We start from the raw sequence: 16447 nt of genomic DNA on the forward strand, positions 1-16447 counted from the left end.
GCTCTTAGCGCGCTCCTCGGACCAGGCGGCCGGGGCGGGCACCGGTGTCGACGTCCTTGCGGCGGGTGACGGTCCCGCTGACGATGGTCGCCGCATAACCGCTGGCGCCCTGCAAGATCCGGTTCCCACCGGCCGGCAGGTCGAACGCCATCGCCGCCGGGTGCAGGGTCAGCGCGTCCATGTCGATGACGTTGATGTCGGCCTTTTTGCCGGGCTCGATGGTGCCGCGGTCGGTGAGGCCGAACAGGTGGGCGGTGTCGCGAGATTGCTTGCGGATCACGTATTCCAGCGACAGCTTGTCGCCGCGGCGCCGGTCTCGTGCCCAGTGCGTCAGCAGGAACGTGGGGTAGGACGCGTCACAGATCATCCCGCAGTGGGCGCCGCCGTCCGAGAGTCCGAGCACGCCGGCGGGGTGCAGCATCATCTCCCGGATCGCATCGTGATTGCCGTCGGCGTAGTTGAACAGCGGCAGCATCAACATGTTGGTCGCGTTGGACTCGAGCATGAGGTCGTAGAGCGTGGACAACGGATCCTCGCCGCGTGCCTCGGCGATGGCCGCGACGGCGCGATCCGGTGTGGGCTCGTAGTCCGGTGGGTCGCCGAGCGCATACAGCCTGCCCAGCGAGTGCTGCACCAAAGCGAACATCCCGTCGAACAACAAGGTGGGGTCGGCGGGCAGATCGTCCTCGGACAGGATCGCCGCCTTCACCCCGGGGTCGGCCAACCGCTGCGCGAGCTCGTCGCGCCCGCACTCCGCCTTCAGCCGGCGGTAGGTGGGCCGGTGGCTGAAACCGTGATGGCCCTGGAAACCGATCATCATGCCGAACGGGCGAGCCGCGATCTGCGGGTAGAGGCGCGCGCCCGCGGTGTGGGCGTCCGCGGACAGGTCGAGCATCTCGCGCCACAATTTCGGATCGGCGTCCACCTGGATCAGCGCGAAGGACACCGGGCGGTCAATCTCGCCGCTCAGTCGCCGCATCCAGTCCAGTTCTTTCTTCGGCCCGATGATGTCCTCACCCGCGGCCCCCTGGGGCGCCAACTCGAACACCGCCTGGCCGCCGGCCGCCATGGCCCGGCCCAGACCGAACAGCTCCTCCTCGGCGGCGAACGTGCCGGGGACCGGTTCGCCGTCCATCGCGCGATGGCCCATCGTGCGCGACGTGGAAAACCCGAGCGCGCCGGCCTCGATCGCCTCGCGAACCAGCCGCCCCATCGCCTCGATGTCCTCGGGGGTGGCCGGCTCGTTGCGGGCGCCCCGCTCGCCCATCGCGTAGGCGCGGACCGCGCCGTGTGCGACCTGGCTGCCGACGTCGACGGCGAACTTCTGCTTGCCCACCGCGTCGAGGTATTCGGGGTAGGTTTCCCAGCCCCAGGTGATGCCTTCGGTCAGCGCGGTGCCGGGAATGTCCTCGACGCCCTCCATCAGCTCGATCAGCCACTGCTCACTGCCGGGCCGCACGGGCGCGAAGCCGACGCCGCAGTTGCCGGTCACGATCGTGGTCACTCCATGGCCGCTGGACGGTTCGAGCAGGCTGTCCCAGCTGACCTGGCCGTCGTAGTGGGTGTGGATGTCGACGAAGCCGGGGGCCACCACATGCCCTGTCGCGTCGATGGTTTCGGCCGCATCGCCACCCATCGCGGCGCCGTCGGCGGAGCGCCGAACGACGTCGACGATCTTGCCGTCCTTGATACCGATATCGGCGGCATAGCGTTGCGCGCCCGTGCCGTCGACGACCGTTCCACCGATGATCTTCAGGTCGAACATGAGACTCCTCTTCGCCGACGGGGCTGCGTCGGGAGGCTGGGCGCCAAGACGCGCAGCATTTCGCTACGGAAGGTAGCGTAACTCTTGTCGCGACGAAGGCAATAGCCTCAACCGAATTGGATCTGTCCTACAGAGAACCCTTCAGGGCGGCGACGGTTTCCAGATCATCGAGCGCCGCGGCGCCGCGGCGCAGGCCTTCCATCGCGATGTTCTCGACCTGCATCCCGCCCATGCCGGCGGTGATCAGGGGTGCCACGTAGGCGTACAACGCGCCCTGGCGGAACCGCAGCCACAGGTCGTCGCGGTCCAACTCCGGTCCGCCGGCCGCCATCAGCGCCCGCCGGTAGTCGTCGAGGAGTTCGCGCTGGTTGGCCTGACGGTCCTCCGGCGTCAGGCTGGTGATCAGGGTGTAGGCCAATTCGCGCGACGGGTGTCCCCGGCGCACCGCCTGCCAGTCCAGCAGGCCGGCCTTTCCGCCCTGGAAGTACATGTTGCCCGGATGGGCATCACCGTGCATGACGGTGTGTGGGGGAGTGTCGATGAGCGCGGCGACGGCGCGGTAGTTGTCGGCGATGAACTTGCCGTTTTCCACCGGGATCGTGGAGCGCTCGGCGAGCCGCTTGATGGAGGTGTGCATCAGCGAACCGGTCAATAACGACGTGACGTCGCCGGAAGGCGTGTACAGCCAGCCCATCGGACCGCGCCCGTCGCGCGGCAGCCGGCCCCAGAAGGTGGCGTGCAGTTCGGCCAGCAGCTCGATGATCAGGCTCGCCTGGTCGGCCGACAGCGGATGCAGGGTGTCGGGAAACTCGCACGACTCGGCCGGCAGGTCCTCCAGGACCAGCAGGTACCGGCCGGTCCAGGGGTCGAACGCCGCACCGTAGCAGTACGGGACACCGATGACCTGCGGCGCCAGCTCGCGGTAGAACCGCACCTCGGTGTGCCCGAGGCGCCCGAGTTCGCCCATCAGCCGGGTGGCGGCGCTCTGCGCAGCGACCTTGACGAACACCGAGTCGGGGACGTTCTTGCCGGTCAACACCAACCGGCCGCACGAGGACGTCCCCGCGTCCCGGCTCAGCACACGGATCGACCGGACGGTGGTTCCCATGACGCGGGAGAGGACCGAGGGATCGATGCTTTCGACGGTCCGCGGCAGGCCGAACCCGCCACCTAAGGCTGCGTCCGTGGCCACCCGGCCAGCACCGCGGCCCAGGTGGGCGACCAGGCCGAGAACAGAAAAAGCTTGCCCGACAGAAGTTTTCATTGTCCATCCATCCTGATTTGCAAGCCGGCCGCGGTGCTGTGCTCTTAACACCGGTGGCGTCGGGCAAACGATTGAACGTCTGGACATCTGACAATAGGCGCCGGGCTCACCGAACTCGGAATCGACGAGTCCCTCGACGACGGTCCGGTGTTGCTACGCGAACACCGCGTCCAGCAGGTGCTGGCGCAGTCGGGCGGATCAGGCTGAAGCGGTCGTCGTCAAGGGAGAAATATCGTCCGAGCCACACCTCGAACTCGGCGCGGGTGCGGGCCGCGCTGCGCGCGTCGGCGCCCACTCGCGTCCGCACTCCGTCGAGGCTCACTCACCAGCGATCCCGCTCAGCGCACCGTCCACGCTGCTGTAGAGCGAGAGCACGCTGTCGATTCCCATCAGTTTGATCGGCCGGCTGGTGGCCGAGCCGTTGGCGACCACCGCGAACTGCGTCGGTGGCTCGATCTCCGCCTGCGTGGTCACCAGGACGGTCATCCCGGCCGAGGCCAGAAAGCCGACCTTGGACAGGTCAACGATCAGTGCCGCGGGCTTGGTGGCCAGCGCGGTCTGGATAGCGTCGGCCAGCAGCGGCGAGCTGAGCATGTCGACCTCGCCGGAGACGGTGAGCACAACCGCCTGATCTACCTGATGTTTGCCCACTTCAAAAGCGGTTGGATCGACAAGATCGCCGGATTGTTCGCCCATGGTCTATCACTCACATTCGGTCCCGTGCGGGACACCGCTAGCTCTAACAGCCATTGCCATATCCGGGGGCTGTGGATTCAACCCTCGGGGAACACGGTTGCCTACGGAGGAGACGCACTCCGTCGATCTGCGCTACCAAATGCAGATACAGCTACAAGTGTTTAGTCAATGGTAGGACACGCGGCGTACCACGCTCAAAACGCTGAACGATTTCGGGCGCCGCGCCCTAGTCCGGATGTGCATAACGGGCAGCGCAGAAGTCGCACGCGGCACCGGCTCGTGCGTGAATTGCTTCCACCGGCTTCGTCCCGCGCTTGTGCGGCGTGGCCTGCGTAAACGGGAAGGGGGGTGGTCGGTGCAACCCGGTGATCGCGGCCGCGGGCGACCCCAAGATCGCGGATCGCTTTGAGTGCGTCTACGCGGTGCTCCGGGAGTGCCACGGCGCTTTCGCGCTGCTGCTCTTCCTCGCGTTTACCGCCCACATGACGGCGGTACTCTTCCACACGCTCGTCTTGTGTGACCGGCTGCTGCGACCGCATGGCGCTGTGGCATTAAAGCTCGGCAGCCAGACTGACGCTGAGACCGAAATCGCAGTTGACGACCTGTCTGCTGAGGCTCGAAGTGGCCGAATATGATCGGCACGATTCAGACTTGAGCGCGCGGGCACGGGCCGGGCGCGCCGTGCCCGGGCAGGGCCATGAGGAACTGGGAGAGTTCAATGTCGAACCAGCAGCAAGCGGAACGGATGACGTCGGGGAAGGGCTTCATCGCGGCGCTCGACCAGAGCGGCGGTTCGACGCCCAAGGCGCTGCGCCTCTACGGCATCGAGGACAACGAGTACTCCTCCGAGAAGGAGATGTTCGACCTCATTCACCAGATGCGCTCGCGGATCATCACGTCGCCGGCGTTCACCGGTGACCGCGTGCTGGCGGCCATCCTGTTCGAGCAGACCATGGACCGTGAGATCGCGGGCAAGCCGTCGACCACCTACCTGTGGGAGACCAAGGGTGTGGTGCCCATCCTCAAGATCGACAAGGGTCTGGCCGACGCGTCGGACGACGTCCAGCTGATGAAGCCGATTCCGGGTCTCGACGAGCTGCTGGACCGCGCCGCCGGCCTCGGCGTCTTCGGCACCAAGGAGCGGTCGGTGATCGGCGGTGCCAACCCGACGGGCATCGCGGCCGTGGTCGCGCAGCAATTCGAGCTGGGCCACCGGGTGCTCTCGCACGGCCTGGTGCCCATCATCGAGCCGGAGGTGACCATCTCGATTTCGGACAAGGCCGAGGCCGAGGGCATCCTGCGCGACGAGATCACCAAGCAGCTCGACGCCGTGCCCGAGGGCCAGCGCGTCATGCTCAAGCTGAGTCTGCCCACCGAGGTGAACTTCTACCGCTCCCTGATCGAGCACCCGAAGGTGATGCGGGTGGTCGCCCTTTCCGGTGGCTACTCCCGCGAGGAAGCCAACGAGCTGCTGGCGAAGAACACCGGGTTGATCGCCAGTTTCAGCCGCGCCCTGACCGAGGGACTGACCGCCGACCAGACCGACGAGCAGTTCAACGCGACCTTGGACAAGGCGATCCAGTCGATCTACGACGCCTCCGTCGCCGGCTGAGCTAGTAGCGGTGCCGCGCGATGCGTGGCGGTCCGACGCCGCCTTCGTCGGAGACCAACGCCGGCACCATTTCACTGGTCACCAAGCCCTCGTTGCACGTCAATTCGTCGACGACGGCGAAGGATTCGGCGATGTTGGCCGGGGTGTCGATCACAATCGTCACGACGGGCACCCGGCGGGTCAGCGAGAGCAGTCCGTCACCGTGGGGTGGATGATCGCCGTGGAAGCCCCAGACTCCGCGCAGCACCGTCGCGCCGTCGGCGGTCTTGGCCTGGCGCAGCCGCTGGACGATCGCGCGGTGGATCGGCACACCGCCGTGGTGTGCCGACTCGGAGGTGTAGATCGTCAGCTGCTGGAACAGCGGCAAGCCGCGCTCATCGACCCCGGGCAGGGCGTGTGGCCGCTCCACGAACTGGCCGTCACGCTTACAAACCCGGACCCGCTCGAGGGTAATCAGGGGCCTGCGCAGCAGTTCGCCGATCTCCGGTAACACGCGACCGATCAGCCCGCCGGATCCGACGGCGACGATCATCATCGGGACGTCGGTGTTGCGGCCAAAGAAGTTGGCGCGCTGGCGCTCTCCGTGCGCGACGCCGTCCACCCCGAGCAGCACCGTGGCGCCGGCAAGCCCACGCCGATGCATCAATTCGCAGAGGGCGATGTAGGCCGGTGAGCCGTTGACGCGTTGCTTGCGGCCGACGTAGATCGTCAACTTGACGGCGTCGCCCAGATCCTCGGCCGGCTGCGCCCCGACGTCTTCGTGGAGCAACCGGGCGCGCTCCAGGGTGACCAGGCCGCGCTGCTTGACACCCAGCACCGGGGCGAGCAGGGCCTCGATCTTCGTCCTCGTGTCGACCGCGACGATCGCCACCGGCGGGTCCTCGGACAACGTCAAGGACTCGTCGGTGCGCAGATGGTGGCCGGTGCCGAATCCGCCGATGCCCCGCAACAGGACGCCGCAAGCGATCCGGTGCTGTGCGTACAACCCGAGCAGGACATCGGAGACAAAGTTGCCCCCGGTCCGCCTACGCTCGGCCAGATAGGTGGTGAGCTTCAGGCAATCGTCGTCCATCGCCGCTCCCGTCGCCGTGCTGGCGAGCCTACCCGCTCGCAGACGTCAACCGCCGCAGCGTGTTCGACGCGGACTGTCTCAGCGCAGCTGCTCGGGGACTGGCCGTGCTGAACCGTCTTCGTCAGGTCCCGGTGAGGGCGTCCACGATGAGCCGGGTGGTCCGTTCGGCTCGCCGTCGCGAATAGGGCTGCGCGCCCGAGAGAATCGGGTATACCACCCCGCCGACGATCGCGTCCGCTGCCGACTCGGCGGTGGCCCCGTCGATGCCGTCGGCGAGCAGCCGGGCTCGGACGCTGTCATGCAACGGCGCGCTGAATCCGGCGCGCAGCTTGACGGCGGTGTCCTCATGCTCCATGCAGGCGACGGTCAGCGTTCGCAGCATGGCCGAACCCCGCGGCGTCGTCAGGCTCGCGAACAGCTTGCCGACCCAGCCGACCAGGTCGGTGCTGAGGTCGCCACTGTGGTTGACCGATGCGAGCAGCTTGTCGGCGTCTTCGAGCATGACGTCGGCGACCAGCGCGGGGCGCGTGGGCCACCAGCGATAGATGGTCTGCTTGCCGACACCGGCGCGGGCGGCGACCGCCTCGATGGTCAGCCCGTCGAAGCCGCGCTCCAGGAGCAGTTCTCGGGTGGCGGTGACGATCGCTGTGCGGGACCTTTCGTTACGCCGCCTGGGCGGATTCGCTTGCGCGTTCGCTGCGCTCAGATCGGTTGGCATCTGGTGGTCCTCGCTTCTGCGAACTCGGATCGAAAGCCGGTGATCGGGCGCGCTTTACATATCCTGACTCGCGCCGGTACTCTGCCACAAGACGAGACGGTCCGTCTTGTAACGAAAGGATAGCAGTCCGTGCGGCCAACGCCAGTGATCTCTCGGCCGTCCTCGTGACCCTGGGACTGAGCCCGGAGCAGCAGGAGCTCAGCGACGCCGTCGGGCAGTTCGCCGCCCGGAACGCTCCCATCGCCGCGACGCGCGACAGCTTCGACGACCTAGCGGCCGGACATGTACCCGGATGGTGGGATGCGCTGGTCGCCAACGGTTTTCATGCGGTGCATCTGCCCGAAGACCTCGGCGGCCAGGGTGGGCGGCCTATCGACGCCGCGTGCGTTCTCGAATCGGCGGGTAAGTCGCTGTTACCCGGACCGCTGCTGCCGACGGTGGCCGCCGGGGCCGTCGGGCTACTCGCCGATTCGACGCCGAGCGCACAGTCATTCCTGCGCGACCTTGCGTCCGGCGTCACCGCGGCGGTGGTGTTACCCGACGACGGCGGCAGCCTGCAGGCGCGGACCGAGGACGGGCACTGGCTGATCAGTGGCGCGTCACAGGTCACCGCGGGCGTCTGCGCCGCGCGGGTCATTCTGGTCGGCGCCCGGACCCACGACGGCGAAATCGTCTGGGCGCTCATCGACCGCGAAAAGCCCACGGCCACAACCGAAGCCATCCGCGGAACCGACCTTGTCGCCGACGCCGGTATCCTGCGCCTCGACAACTACCGGGCGGCAGACGCCGACCTGCTCAGCGGCATCGACCCGGAGCGGGCACGCTGTGTGGTCCTCGGACTCGTCGCCAGCATGACCGCCGGCATCGTCCAGTGGTGCGTGCAGGCCGTCACCGCGCATCTGCGCATCCGCGAGCAATTCGGCAAGGTGATCGGCACCTTCCAGGCGCTGCAGCACAACGCGGCGATGCTGTTGGTCAACAGCGAACTGGCCACCGCGGCCGCCTGGGACGCGGTACGCGCCGTGGACGAACCACTCGACCAGCACCGAATCGCCGCCGCCGGAGCGGCGGTGATCGCGATCTCGCCGATCCCGGACCTGGTGCTTGACGCCCTGACGATGCTCGGCGCCATCGGCTTCACCTGGGAACACGACGTGCACCTGTACTGGCGGCGGGCCATCAGTCTGGCGGGATCAATTGGTCCGGCGAACCGCTGGGCGCGACGGCTGGGCGAGCTCACCTGCACCCAGACGCGTGACATGTCGGTCAATCTCGGTGACGCGGAATCCGAATTCCGTTCCTGGGTGGCCGAGACGTTGGACGCGGCCTCACAGTTGCGCAACGACAAACCCGCACCGCACGGTGATTACGAGCACCTCGCTACCGGGCCGCAACGCACCCTGATCGCCGACGCCGGTCTCTTGGCGCCGCACTGGCCGGCCCCATGGGGCGTCGATGCGGACCCGTTGAAACAGCTCATCATCGACGAGGAATTCACTAAGCGACCCGGCCTGGTTCGGCCGTCGTTGAACATCGCCGAATGGATCCTGCCCTCGGTGTTGGCCGCCGCGCCTAAAGAACTGCAGGAGCGGCTGATCCCGGCGACGCAACGTGGCGACATCCTGTGGTGCCAGCTGTTCAGTGAGCCGGGAGCCGGCTCCGACCTCGCGTCGCTGGCCACCCGGGCGACCAAGGTCGACGGCGGCTGGCGAATCAACGGCCATAAGATTTGGACGTCGTTGGCGCAGTACGCCGACCTGGGTGCGCTCCTCGCGCGCACCGATCCCGACGCCAGCAAGCACCGGGGCATCGGCTATTTCATCCTCGACATGCGATCGGCCGGGGTGGAGATCCAACCGATCAAGACGGCGACCGGGCAGGCACATTTCAACGAGGTGTTCCTCAACGACGTCTTCATACCCGACGAGATGTTGTTGGGCGGACCAACCGACGGTTGGAGCCTCGCGATCGCGACGATGGCTGAAGAGCGTTCGGCCATCGGCGGATACGTCAAGTTCGACCGGGCCGTCGCCCTGCGCCGGCTCGCCGCTCAACCCGGACCCGACCGTGACGACGCGTTGCGTGAGCTCGGCGAGCTGGACGCCTACACCAACGCGATCAGGGCGCTCGGGGTGCGGGAAACCATTCGGCTGCTCGACGGCCAGCCGTCCGGCCCGGCGTCGAGCATCGCCAAGGTCGCGATGAATGTGCTGCTGCGCCGCACCTTCCAGGCCACGCTGCAGTTGACCGGGCAGGTCGCGATGGTCGACGACCCCGACGCTGCCGTCGTCGAACCCTATTTACATCTGCCGGCCGAGCTGATCGGCGGTGGAACCAGGGAGATCCAGCTCAACATCATCGCGCAGATGATTCTCGGCCTACCCCGAAAGTAAGGCGCAGCATGGGATTACGTGGAGAAGCCGCAATCGTCGGATACGTCGAGCTGCCGCCCGAGCGGCTCAACAAGGCCTCGCCCGCGCCGTTCGTGCTCGAACAATGGGCGGAGCTGAGCGCCGCCGCGCTCGAGGATGCGTGCCTGCCGGGAGATGTGGTCAACGGGATCGTCGCGTCACACCTGGCCGAGTCGGAGATCTTCGTCCCCTCCACGATCGCCGAATACCTCGGTGTCGGTGCGCGATTCGCCGAGCACGTCGACCTGGGTGGGGCCAGCGCGGCCGCCATGGTGTGGCGCGCCGCCGCGGCCATCGAATTAGGGATCTGCGACGCCGTGCTGTGCGCGTTGCCCGCGCGTTACATCACCCCGATGTCCAGCAAGAAGCCCAAAGCCTACGGCGACGCACTGTACTTCGGCTCATCGAGCAACCAATACGGCTCTCCCCAAGCAGAATTCGAAATCCCCTACGGCAACCTCGGCCAGAACGGTCCATACGGCCAAGTGGCCCAACGCTACGCCGCCGTGTATGGCTACGACGAGCGCGCGATGGCCAAGATCGTCGTCGACACACGCACGAACGCCAACCACACCGACGGTGCGATCTGGAAGGACAAGCCGCTCACCGTCGAGGATGTGCTGGCCAGCCCAGTCATCGCCGACCCGCTGCACATGCTCGAGATCGTCATGCCCTGCGTCGGCGGCGCCGCCGTCGTCGTCGCGAGCGCGGACGTCGCCAAGCGGTCGCGCAATCGGCCGGTGTGGATCAAGGGGTTTGGCGAACACGTCCCCTTCAAGACCCCGACGTATGCCGAGGATCTGCTCAACACCCCCATCGCCGCCGCGGCGGACACCGCGTTCGCCATGACCGATCTGAGCCGTGAACAGATGGACATGGTCTCGATCTACGACTGCTACACCATCACCGTCCTGCTCTCGCTCGAAGACGCCGGCTTCTGCGAGAAGGGCAAGGGCATGGAATTCGTCGCCAACCACGACATGACCTTCCGCGGCGACTTCCCCCTGAACACGGCCGGCGGGCAATTGGGCTTCGGCCAAGCGGGTTTGGCCGGCGGAATGCACCACGTGTGCGACGCCACCCGCCAAATCATGGGCCGCGCGAGTGCCGCGCAGGTCGCCGACTGCAACCGGGCCTTCGTGTCCGGCAACGGTGGCATCCTGTCCGAGCAGGCCACCCTGATTCTGCAAGGGGACTGACAGATGAAATTCGAGCGACCGATGCCTGTGAAAACGCCGACCAGCGCGCCGTTTTGGGATGCGCTGGGCGAGCATCGCATCGTCATCCAATACTCGCCGTCGCTACAGGCCTACGTGTTCTACCCGCGGGTCCGAGCGCCACGCACCTTGGCCGACGACCTGGAATGGCGCGAGATCTCCGGGATGGGCACCCTGTACTCCTACACGGTGGCGCACCGGCCGGTCAGTCCGCATTTCGCCGATGCCGTGCCCCAGCTGCTCGCCATTGTCGAATGGGACGAGGGCCCAAGGTTTTCCACCGAGCTGGTCAACGTCGAGCCGGGCGCCATACGGGTCGGAATGCGGGTGAAGCCGGTCTTCTGCGACTATCCGGAGCACGACGTCACGTTGCTGCGTTACGAGCCCGCCGACTGATCTAGGTCGACGACCGCACCACCAGGTGGGCGATGTCGGTCAGCTCGGGAGACGGTGGCGCGGGGTGCCCCAGCCGCTCGAAGACCGCGGCAAGCGCAGCGTCGGCAACCGCGCAGGGATCAAATTGCACGGTGGTCAGCGGCGGCGTGCTCACCATGCCCATCGGGCTTGCGTCGACGCCCATCACCGCGAGGTCGCCGGGACAGCGCAGCCGCGCTTGGTGGATGCCGTACAGGACGAGGCAGGCGATCTCGTCGCTCTGCGCGCACACGGCGGTGACCCCGTCGCCCACCCAGCCTGTGACGACGTCGGCGGCGTTGTCCAGGGTGACCTCGTCGGCCCGGACGGCGGGGAGGTCGCGCAGCTGCGCCGCCCGCGAAACACCCTCGAACCAGTAGTCACCCAGCGGTCGCCATCGGGCAATCCCGGTGTAGGCGAACGCGATTCGGCGATGCCCGCGCTCCACCAGGTGATCGACACGCATCTCACCCACAGACAGGTGCGGGTCTTTGAGCGCGGGCAGTGTCCCGATCTCGATGAGCGGGATGCCCGCGTTGGTCACCGCTTGGCGTGCGGCGGCGGTCAACGGGAAAAGACTGGTGATCGCGACGGGATCGAGATTCTCGATCGCGTCGACCACGTGCTGGTCGTCGTCGGTTTCGAAGATCTGCACCTGTAGAAAACCCTCGCGGGCGAGCGCGGTGGTCATCCGGCTGCCGGCCTGCATCGGCATCTCGCCCACGGCCACATGCGGCACCACGTAGAGCACCACGCCGCTTTTGCCGCGTGCCAGGTTACGGGCGGCGAGGTTGGGCCGGTAACCCAGGAGTTTGGCCGCGCGGTATACCGCATCGCGGGTTTCCGGGGAGATGCGGCGGCCCTGCGCGTTGTTCAGCACATAACTGACCGTGGCGGTCGACACGCTGGCCAATCGGGCCACGTCGGCGGTGGTCGGACGCGCAGCTCTGTTGGTGCTCAACTTCCGTTACCTTCCGGGCCCGGTCATGCCCCATGGTGGCACGCGATGCTCATCGGCATCGCGCCATGTCGCCTGGGGAGTGCGCGGCCGGAACGACCCCTATCGACTAATAGTCGCTATATCCGGCTCGCTGGACGAATCCGTACGATTTAGCGGCGCCCGCCTGTGCCGTTGTGATGCAGCAAGTTAGCCCGCAGAGGCCCGTCGCGATATAAGTTGACACTGTGATGCACGCCATTATCTACTAGTCGCTATGAGTCGACCGAGGGGCGCGGCATGAACGAGGACGATCTCATTCTGATCAGCGTGGACGATCACATCGCCGAGCCGGCCGACATGTTCGACGCGCACGTTCCCGCCGCATATCGCGACCGCGCCCCCCGAGTGGTCCTCGAGCCGGACGGCGTCCAGCAGTGGTACTACGGCGAGGTCCGCGGGCGCAACATGGGCCTCAATGCCGTCGCGGGGAAACCCCGCGAGATGTACAACATCGACGCCTCACGCTACGACGAGATGCGGCCGGGCTGCTTCAACGTGGACGAGCGGGTGCGCGACATGAACGCCGGCGGCCAGCTGGCGGGGTTGAACTTCCCGAACTTCACCGGCTTCTCCGGTCAGGTGCTCAACCAGGGCCCCGACCGCGAGACCAACCTGGTGATGATCAAGGCCTACAACGACTGGCACGTCGACGAATGGTGCGGGGCCTACCCGGGCCGGTTCATCCCGTGCGGCATCCTGCCGCTGTTCGACGTGTCCGAGGCCGCCAAGGAAGTGAAACGCCTGGCCGACAAGGGCTGTCACGCGGTCACGTTCTCCGAAAACCCGGAGGCGTTGGAGATGCCCAGCATTCACACCAAGTACTGGTACCCGCTCTTCGAGGCGGTCTGCGAAAACAACACGGTGCTGTGCACCCACGTCGGCTCCGCGTCGCGGTCTCCGCAGGTGTCGACGGACGCCCCACCCAGCGTGCAGATGACCGCCTCGTCGATGATGAGTATGTTCACCTTCACGGAGCTGATCTGGGCGCAGTTCTGGGTCGACTTCCCGCAACTGAAGTTCTCGCTGACCGAGGGTGACGTCGGCTGGATCCCGTACTTTCTCTGGCGGGCCGAGCACGTCTACAACCGGCATTCCGGCTGGACGCTGGCGGCCTTCCCGCCCGGTTACGACGGGCCCACCGACGTATTCAAGCGGCACTTCTACACCTGCTTCATCAGCGACAAAGTCGGTGTGCAGAACATGGATTGGTTCAACGAGGACATGCTGTGCTGGGAGTCCGACTTCCCGCACTCCGACAGCAACTGGCCCTTCGCGCCGGAGGACATCGTCGCCACCATGGGCCATCTCGACGACGCGGTCATCGATAAGATCACCCACCAAAATGCCATGGCCGCATACTCATTCGACCCGTTCCGGTTCATCCCGAAAGAGCATGCACGGGCCGGCTACCTGCGCGCACAGGCCACCGACGTCGACGTGGTCACCCACGTCGGCCGCAAGGCGAGTCAGCGTGACCGTGATGCCTGGACACGGATGACTCAGTTCGCCCTGCAGGCGCAGGCCTCGGCGCAGGCGCCGGTGACGGCCGAGGTGGCCGGTATCGCGGGTCGCTCCGCCACCCTGGGCAACTGAGCGTGGGAGCCGAGGCGCCCTTCGCGGACTGGCGCGTCCTGGAGCTGTGCAACGGCCTGGCGGCGTCGTACTGCGGCAAGATGTTGCGCGACGCCGGCGCCGACGTCGTGAAAATCGAGTCGCCGCAGGGCGATTCGATGCGCGGCTGGTCGGCCGGCGGTCCGCCCGGCGCGTTGTTCGGCTACCTGGCCGCGGGCAAGAAGTCCGTCGTCAATTACGGCCAGGCCGAGATCGTGTCGTTGCTGGCCGGCGCCGACGTGATAGTCACCGACCTGACCGATGGGTGGACGCTCGACGCCATCACCGCACACACCGCCGCGTCGGCCGTGGTGGTCGCCGTCACGCCGTTCGGCACGAGCGGCCCCTATGTCGAAAACCAGGTCGTCGCCAACGAATTCATTCTCCAAGCTTTGTGCGGATCGATCGCTGGTCGCGGCTGGCCCGACGACGAACCTGTCCAAGCGGGCGGCCGCCTCGGCGAGTGGCTGGCGGGCACCTTCGCGGCGGCGGTGGCTGCGGCGACAACCTGGCGCGGCGCCCGAAGCGGTCGCGGCGAGGTCATCGACGTCTCGACCTACGAGGCCATGGCGATCGCCATGGGCGGCCTATCCGCCATGTCCGCCAGCGTGCTGGGCGCCGATTCGCTGCTGCACGAACGCAGTTTGGAGCTGCCGTCTATCGTCCCGACGGCCGACGGCATGGTCGGTTTCTGCACCATCACCGCCCAGCAGTTCCAGGACTTCTTGGTGATGATCGAACGTGCCGATCTCGTCGACGACGCCGAATTGGCGTCGTTCACCGGGCGGGTAGAGCGCCGCGACGAGTTCCTGCGGATGGTCACCGAGTGGACCGGGCGCCGGACCACCGAGGAGATCGTCGATCTCGCGGTGGCCTTCCGGATTCCGGTCGCACCCGTCGCGACTCCCGAGATGCTTCCCAAGATCGACCACTTCGTGGAACGCGGCGTGTTCGTCGAATCGTCGGAGGGCGCGCTCGCGCCGCGGGTGCCGTATCGCAGCGACGCGATGGCGACTGCGGCGCCCGCGGGACCGCCGCAACTCGGCGCCGACGGCGGGCGGGTGCGATGGCCTGCGCGCTCCGAGCCGCCGCGGGGCGACCACGCCGACGCACTGCCGTTGTCCGACGTCCGGGTCACCGACTTCACCGCCTTCTGGGCCGGTCCGGTCGCCACCCAACTTTTGGGCGCCCTGGGCGCCGACGTCATCAAGATCGAGGGCGTGCGCCGCCCCGATGGCATGAGGTTCTCCGCAGGCCGCCCGCCCGACTGGGACCAATGGTGGGAATGGGGCCCGGTGTTCTTGTGCAGCAACAACAACAAGCGCGGCGTCAGCATCGAACTCGGCACCGAGGCCGGACGGCAGCTCGCGCTCGAACTCATCGCCGCGAGCGATCTCGTCGTCGAGAACTTCTCCCCCCGGGTGATGGCTAACTTCGGTCTGAAATGGGATGCGGTGCGCGCGGCCAACCCGCGGGCGATCATGATCCGGATGCCCGCGTTCGGCCTCGACGGCCCGTGGCGCGATCGGGTCGGCTTCGCGCAGACCATGGAACAGGCCACCGGCATGGCCTGGATGACCGGGCACGCCGACGGCCCTCCGGTGATCCCGCGCGGGGTGTGCGACCCGATCGCCGGCCTGCACGCCGCCTTCGCCGCCATCGCGGCGCTGGTGATCCGCGACCGGCAGGGCGGCGGAATGCAGGTGGAATCGACCATGGTCGAGGCCGCGCTGAACGTGGCGGTCGAAATGTTGGTCGAGCATTCGCGCAACGGAATCGCGATGCACCGCAATGGTAATCGTGGTCCGGGGGCCAGCCCGCAGGGGGTCTACCGATGTCGCGGTGAGGACGAGTGGGTGGCGCTGGCCGCGATGGATGGCGCCGCCCGGGTGTCCCTGGGCGGTCTCCTCGGCCAGCCCGGCCTGGAGGAATCCGGCTGGGCCGAGCGGGAAGACGACGTCGACAAACTTATCTCGGCTTGGGCCGCAGGGCGATCGGTGTCCGAGGCCGTCGCGGCGCTGCGCGCGGCGGGGCTGGCCGCCGCACGCGTTACACCGGCCGCGGCACTACTGACCGATCCGCAGCTGCGGGCCCGCGGCTTCTGGGAGACGGTCGACCATCCCGTCGCAGGCTCGTTCCTTTGCACCGGAATGCCGTTCGCGTTCCTCGATAGGCCGCGGCGCTGGATCCGGCGGGTGCCGCCGCTCTACGGCCAACACACCGATGAAGTGCTGACCGAGGTCCTCGGGCACAGCCCCGACGACCTGGCAGCCTTGCGCAAGTCGGGAACCATCAGCGCCCGGCCGGCGGGTCTGTGACATGGCGGTCAGTCTGTGCGTGCCGCCCCGGGACGGGGAGCTGTGTGCACCGGTGCGATTTTTGGTGCGCCAGGAGTCCGTGGTGATGGAGCTGACCGCCCGCCACCGCATCACCAGCGTCGAATGGGACGACGACGAGCACGCGGTCGCGATGGTCGTCGAGATCACTGACCCGGAGACGGCGCGGCCGGTGGACGTGCGGATCGACGTCGTGGAATTCGGTTCGACGGCCGGCAGCGGGAGGGCAGACGCGCGCGCCAAGACGATCGGCACGATCACCCGCGACGGGCGACGATACGAGGTCCGCGGCACCTACTTGGGTGTTGTCGCGGACGAAAACTGAAGGGCT

Annotated in this window: 13 protein-coding genes and 1 pseudogene; 8 read left to right on the forward strand and 6 right to left on the reverse strand. The window is 67.2% G+C overall.

The features are described 5' to 3' along the window. Window positions 1-4: 4 nt before the first annotated feature. The 3 genes from A5753_RS15545 to A5753_RS15555 all read right to left on the reverse strand — a co-directional run bounded on the left by A5753_RS15545 (window position 5) and on the right by A5753_RS15555 (window position 3725). Window positions 5-1765 (reverse strand): amidohydrolase family protein, encoded by a 1761-nt coding sequence (locus A5753_RS15545; protein ID WP_067129680.1) that lies wholly within the window; start codon window positions 1763-1765, stop codon window positions 5-7. Between the two features lie 127 nt (window positions 1766-1892). Then, on the reverse strand, window positions 1893-3029 hold the full coding sequence (locus A5753_RS15550; protein ID WP_067129682.1) for a phosphotransferase: 1137 nt from the start codon (window positions 3027-3029) through the stop codon (window positions 1893-1895). A gap of 318 nt (window positions 3030-3347) precedes the next feature. Beyond that, complete coding sequence (locus tag A5753_RS15555) at window positions 3348-3725, reverse strand: STAS domain-containing protein (RefSeq protein WP_067129684.1); 378 nt, start codon at window positions 3723-3725, stop codon at window positions 3348-3350. A 386-nt stretch (window positions 3726-4111) separates the two neighbouring features. Between A5753_RS15555 and A5753_RS23955 the strand changes: the two are divergent. After that, window positions 4112-4280: pseudogene (locus A5753_RS23955) on the forward strand (cytochrome b); the annotation flags it as partial. Window positions 4281-4443: 163 nt separating this feature from the next. Beyond that, window positions 4444-5337 (forward strand): fructose bisphosphate aldolase, encoded by an 894-nt coding sequence (locus A5753_RS15565; protein WP_067129689.1) that lies wholly within the window; start codon window positions 4444-4446, stop codon window positions 5335-5337. 1 nt (window position 5338) lies between these two features. On the opposite strand, the gene A5753_RS15570 is transcribed toward A5753_RS15565, so the two are convergent. Next, the gene (locus A5753_RS15570; protein WP_067129691.1) at window positions 5339-6409 is read right to left on the reverse strand and encodes a DUF190 domain-containing protein; all 1071 of its coding nucleotides are present in this window, start codon (window positions 6407-6409) and stop codon (window positions 5339-5341) included. A gap of 121 nt (window positions 6410-6530) precedes the next feature. Next, window positions 6531-7127 (reverse strand): TetR/AcrR family transcriptional regulator, encoded by a 597-nt coding sequence (locus tag A5753_RS15575; RefSeq protein ID WP_067129694.1) that lies wholly within the window; start codon window positions 7125-7127, stop codon window positions 6531-6533. A 164-nt stretch (window positions 7128-7291) separates the two neighbouring features. Here A5753_RS15575 and A5753_RS15580 point away from each other — a divergent pair, with 164 nt between their 5' ends. Genes A5753_RS15580 through A5753_RS15590 form a run of 3 tightly spaced genes read left to right on the forward strand, consistent with a single transcriptional unit; the run spans window position 7292 to window position 11151 of the window. Beyond that, window positions 7292-9520, forward strand: a complete 2229-nt coding sequence (locus A5753_RS15580) for an acyl-CoA dehydrogenase (protein ID WP_067129697.1) — start codon at window positions 7292-7294, stop codon at window positions 9518-9520. 8 nt (window positions 9521-9528) lie between these two features. Next, window positions 9529-10737 (forward strand): thiolase family protein, encoded by a 1209-nt coding sequence (locus tag A5753_RS15585; protein WP_067129700.1) that lies wholly within the window; start codon window positions 9529-9531, stop codon window positions 10735-10737. Window positions 10738-10740: 3 nt separating this feature from the next. After that, complete coding sequence (locus A5753_RS15590) at window positions 10741-11151, forward strand: Zn-ribbon domain-containing OB-fold protein (RefSeq protein ID WP_067129703.1); 411 nt, start codon at window positions 10741-10743, stop codon at window positions 11149-11151. Window position 11152: 1 nt separating this feature from the next. Here the strand turns inward: A5753_RS15590 and A5753_RS15595 are convergent, their stop codons facing one another. Next, complete coding sequence (locus tag A5753_RS15595) at window positions 11153-12130, reverse strand: LacI family DNA-binding transcriptional regulator (RefSeq protein WP_067129706.1); 978 nt, start codon at window positions 12128-12130, stop codon at window positions 11153-11155. Between the two features lie 276 nt (window positions 12131-12406). Here A5753_RS15595 and A5753_RS15600 point away from each other — a divergent pair, with 276 nt between their 5' ends. From A5753_RS15600 to A5753_RS15610, 3 genes are read left to right on the forward strand one after another with little or no spacing between them, the layout of a single operon-like run. After that, window positions 12407-13762 carry an amidohydrolase family protein gene (locus A5753_RS15600; protein ID WP_067129709.1) on the forward strand — a complete coding sequence of 452 codons (1356 nt, stop codon included), beginning with the start codon at window positions 12407-12409 and terminating at the stop codon, window positions 13760-13762. A 2-nt stretch (window positions 13763-13764) separates the two neighbouring features. Then, complete coding sequence (locus tag A5753_RS15605; RefSeq protein WP_067129711.1) at window positions 13765-16098, forward strand: CoA transferase; 2334 nt, start codon at window positions 13765-13767, stop codon at window positions 16096-16098. Between the two features lies 1 nt (window position 16099). Continuing rightward, window positions 16100-16441 carry a hypothetical protein gene (locus tag A5753_RS15610; RefSeq protein WP_067129714.1) on the forward strand — a complete coding sequence of 114 codons (342 nt, stop codon included), beginning with the start codon at window positions 16100-16102 and terminating at the stop codon, window positions 16439-16441. Window positions 16442-16447 lie beyond the last annotated feature (6 nt).

It is taken from the genome of Mycobacterium sp. 852002-51971_SCH5477799-a, assembly GCF_001667145.1.
Taxonomy (GTDB): domain Bacteria; phylum Actinomycetota; class Actinomycetes; order Mycobacteriales; family Mycobacteriaceae; genus Mycobacterium.